At 72.4% G+C, this 4959-nt stretch carries 1 protein-coding gene; it reads left to right on the forward strand.

Annotated features, from left to right (window positions below):
* Positions 1 to 13: 13 nt before the first annotated feature.
* A partial coding sequence (locus ABZ876_RS38930; RefSeq protein ID WP_361791128.1) for an amino acid adenylation domain-containing protein occupies positions 14 to 4959 on the forward strand: 4946 nt, incomplete at its 3' end.

The following is a 4959-nucleotide window of genomic DNA, read 5'->3' on the forward strand; positions in this document are numbered from 1 at the left end:
GCAGGTCACGGTGATGGCGCGTGAGGATCAGCCGGGGGACAAGCGGCTGGTCGCCTATGTCGTTCCGGTCGCCGGGCAGGACGGGCTTGAGGGTGTGGACGTGCGCCGTCATGTGGGCTCGGTGCTGCCGGAGTTCATGGTCCCGGCCGTCGTCGTGATCCTGGCTGAACTTCCGTTGACCGCGCACCGCAAGGTCGACCGGCGTGCCCTCCCCGCCCCCGACTACACCGCGTTCGTCTCCTCGCGTGTCCCGCGCAGTGAGCGTGAGCGGGCCCTCGCCGGGATCTTCGCCGAGGTACTCGGGGTGGAGCGGGTCGGTATCGACGACAGCTTCTTCGACCTCGGCGGCCACTCGCTCCTCGCCACCCGTGTCATCAGCCGCATCCGTACCGTCCTGAACGTCGAACTCCCCCTGCGGGCCCTGTTCGAGGGGCCCACGGTGGAACAGCTGGACCGCAGTGTCGAGCGAGCCGGTACCGCGCGGGCCGCGCTGGTCGCCGCCGAGCGGCCCGCTCATGTGCCGCTGTCGTACGCCCAGCGCAGGATGTGGTTCCTGAACCGCTTCGAGGGAGCGACGGCCGCCACGTACAACATGCCCGTCGCCCTGCGGCTCAGCGGCCGACTGGACCGCGAGGCGCTGCGCGCGGCCCTGCGTGACGTCGTCGCGCGCCACGAGGCACTGCGTACGGTGTTCCCCGAGGGTCCCGACGGGACCCCGCACCAGCAAGTTCTGGACGTCGACGCGTGCGGTGACAGCCTTGACCTCCCGGTCGAGACGGTCACACCCGATGGCCTGTCGGCGCGTCTCGGTGAACTCGCGGCACAGGGTTTCGACCTGAAGTCCGAGATACCGGTGCGGGCACGGTTGCTCGCGCTGGACGACACCACTCACGTCCTGGTGGTCGTCCTCCACCACATCACCGGCGACGGCTGGTCGATGGCGCCTCTGGCGCGCGACCTCGCGGCGGCCTACGAGGCCCGGGCAGAGGGCCGTGCCCCGCAGTGGGAGCCGCTGCCGGTGCAGTACGCGGACTATGCGTTGTGGCAGCGCGCCGTCCTGGGTGACGACGCCGATCCGGACAGCCTCATCAGCCGGCAGCTGGGATACTGGCTCGGACAACTGGACGACCTGCCCGAAGAGTTGCGGCTGCCCACCGACCGGCCCCGCCCCGCCGTCGCCGGTCACCGGGGTGGCCGGGTGGTATTCGAGCTGGACGAGGAGCAGCACCGTCTGCTGGGCCGTATCGCCCAGGAGACCGGCGCCAGCCTCTTCATGGTCCTGCAGGCGGGCTTCGCAGCCCTGCTGTCCCGGCTCGGTGCGGGGGCGGACATCCCCATCGGTACACCGGTGGCCGGCCGTACGGACGAGGCGCTGGACGACCTGGTCGGCTTCTTCGTGAACACGCTGGTGCTGCGGACGGACGTGTCGGGTGATCCGACGTTCCGGGAGCTGGTGGAGCGGGTCCGGGAGACGGACCTGGCCGCGTACGGGCACCAGGACGTGCCGTTCGAGCACCTCGTCGAGGTGCTGAACCCGGTCCGGTCCATGTCCCGGCATCCCCTGATCCAGGTGATGCTCGTGATGCAGAACACCGCCGAGGCCGAGCTGCGCCTGCCCGGGCTCACCGTGTCCGCCGCGGCGGCGCCGACGAACGCGGCTCGGTTCGACCTCTCCGTCTCGTTCGCCGAACAGCACGGACCCGACGGCCGAGCCCATGGTCTGGCGGGCGTCCTGGAGTACGCCGCCGACCTGTTCGACCGGTCCACGGCCGAGGCGATGACCGCCCGGTTCGTCAGCCTGCTGCGGCAGGTGGGCGGCGATCCCGGCCGGAAGGTCGGCACGGTCGACGTGCTCGCCCCCGGGGAGCGGGAGACGCTGCTGCGCGGCGGGAACGGCGCGGCGGTGGCCGTGCCCGACCTCACCGTGCCCGCGCTGTTCGCCCGGCAGGCCGCCGCGACACCGGACGCCGTCGCGGTGATCAGCGGTGACGAGACACTGACGTACGCGGAGCTGAACACCCGGGCCAACCGGTTCGCGCACTGGCTCGGCGGACGCGGCGTCGGCCCCGAGCAGCGGGTCGCGCTGGCGTTGCCCCGGTCCGTGGACCTGGTCGTGGCGGTGCTGGCCGTCCTGAAGGCGGGCGGTGCGTACGTGCCCGTCGACCTCGACCATCCTGCCGAGCGCGTCGCGTTCATGCTGGAGGACTCCGCACCGCTGCTCGTGCTCGGCCCGGACGACATGGCGGGCGGCTTCGCCGGACACCCGGACACCGAGCCCGCACGGGCGGGTTCCGGACTCGGGGACGCCGCGTACGTCATCTACACGTCCGGTTCGACGGGCAGGCCGAAGGGTGTCGTCGTTCCGCACAGCGCGCTCGTCAACCTCCTGGCCTCGTTGGAGGACCGGCTCGCGCTGCGGGCCGGTGACCGGGTCCTCGCGGTGGCGTCGATCGCGTTCGACCCCGCGACCGTGGAGATCCTCCTGCCGCTGGTTTCCGGCGCCGGACTGGTCCTGACCGACAAGGCGACCCTGACCCGGCCCGAGACGCTGCGGGACCTCATCCGTGACACCGGGGTCACCTACATGCAGGCCACACCGGCGCTGTGGCAGACACTCGTCACCCACGACCCCGCGATGGTGCGTGGACTGCGGGTCGGCACGGGCGGCGAAGCGCTGCCCGCGCCGCTCGCCGCGACCCTGTGCGCCCACGCCGACCAGGTCGTCAACCAGTACGGGCCGACCGAGGCGACCGTCACGTCCACGCTCGCCGAGATCACTCCTGGCACGGACGCCCCGCCCATCGGCCGCCCGATCGCGAACACCCGGGTGTACGTCCTGGACGAGGGGCTCCGTCCGGTGCCGCCGGGCGTCATCGGCGAGCTGTACATCGCCGGGCACGGCCTGGCCCGCGGCTACCTCGCCCGTCCCGCCCTCACCGCCGAGCGGTTCGTCGCCAGCCCTCACGGGCCCGCCGGGGCACGCATGTACCGCACCGGAGACCTCGCGCGCTGGAACGGCGACGGCCGGCTGGAGTACGCGGGTCGTGCCGACAGCCAGGTCAAGCTCCGCGGTTTCCGTATCGAACCCGGGGAGATCGAGGCGGCCCTGGTCCGGCACCCGCGGGCCGCCCGCGCGGCGGTGGTGGTCCGCGAGGACCGGTCCGGCGACCGGCGCCTCGTCGGATACGTGGTGCCCGCCGCCGACGGCGGAGACCCTGTCGACCCGGGCGAGCTGCGGACGTTCGTCTCTGGGCTGCTGCCCGACTACATGGTTCCCGCCGTGGTGCTGCTGCTCGACGCCCTCCCGCTCACCCCCAACGGCAAACTGGACCGGCGCGCGCTGCCCGCACCGGTGTACGCGGCTTCCGGACGGGAACCGCGCGACGCCCGTGAGAAGGCACTCGCCGAGATCTTCGCGGAGGTGCTGGGCGTGGAGCGCGTCGGCATCGACGACAGCTTCTTCGACCTGGGCGGCCACTCCCTGCTCGCCACCCGGGTGACCAGCAGGATCCGCACCGTGCTCGGCGTGGAGGTGCCGCTGCGGGACCTGTTCGAGGCACCGTCGGTGGCACGGCTGGCGGAGCATGTGGCGGGTGCCGGCGCGGCGCGCCGGGCGCTGCTGCCGATGGCTCGCCCCGACTCGGTGCCGTTGTCGTTCGCCCAGCGCAGGCTGTGGTTCCTCAACCGGCTCGAAGGTCCGGGGTCCGCCACCTACAACGTGCCCCTCGTCCTCCGCCTGACCGGCCCGCTCGACCGCGATGCTCTGGCCGCTGCCCTGCGGGACGTGGTCGAGCGGCACGAGTCGCTGCGGACCGTCTTCCCCGAAGGTGACGACGGCGTTCCGCACCAGCGGATCATGCCCACCGCCGACATCGCCCTCCCGGTGCGTGAACTCCGGCAGGACGAGCTGCCGGACGCCGTGGCCGAGGTGACCGGCCGCGGGTTCGACCTGCGGACCGAGGCGCCACTGCGAGCCGCCTTGTTCGCCCTGCCGGACGGGGCCCACGTGCTGGCCGTCGTCGTGCACCACATCGCGGGCGACGGCTGGTCGGTGGCGCCGCTGGCCCGGGACGCGGCCACGGCGTACGCGGCCCGCACCCAGGGCCACGGCCCCGCGTGGGAGCCGCTGCCGGTGCAGTACGCGGACTACGCGCTGTGGCAGCGCGAACTGCTCGGCGAGGAGTCCGACCCGGACAGCGTCATCGCCCGGCAGGTCGCCTACTGGAGGGCCCACCTCGCTGGCCTGCCGCAGCAGCTGGAGCTGCCCGTGGACCGGCCGCGCCCGGCGGTGGCCTCCTTCTGCGGCGACCGGGTGGCGTTTGACGTGACACCTGAGGTGCACGCGGGCCTCACGGCACTGGCCCGCGAGTGCGGTGCCAGCCTCTTCATGGTGGCGCGGGCGGCGTTCGCCGCGCTGCTGTCCCGGATGGGCGCGGGCACGGACATCCCGATCGGTTCGCCGGTGGCGGGCCGTACGGACGAGGCGCTGGACGATCTGGTCGGGTTCTTCGTGAACACGCTGGTGCTGCGGACGGACGTGTCGGGTGATCCGACGTTCCGGGAGTTGGTGGAGCGGGTCAGGGAGACGGACCTGGCCGGGTACGAGCATCAGGACGTGCCGTTCGAGCACCTGGTGGAGGTCCTCAACCCGACCCGCTCCATGGCCGCGCACCCACTGTTCCAGGTGATGGTCGCCCTCCAGAACAACACGCAGGCCCGGCTGCACATGCCGGGACTGGACGCGGCGGCAGTGGACAGCCCGGGCTCCGCCAAGTTCGACCTCTTCCTCAGCCTCGCCGAACGGACGTCCGCCGGAGACGAACCGGCCCACGGCATGACCGGCGTTCTGGAGTACGCCGTAGACCTGTTCGAGCGGGGGACGGTCGAGGGTCTGGTGGAGCGGTTCGTCCGGTTGTTGTCGGTGGTGGTGGCGGATCCGGATGTGCGGGTGGGTGCCCT

Origin of the sequence: Streptomyces sp. NPDC046931, assembly GCF_040644655.1 — a bacterium.
Lineage (GTDB): Bacteria > Actinomycetota > Actinomycetes > Streptomycetales > Streptomycetaceae > Streptomyces.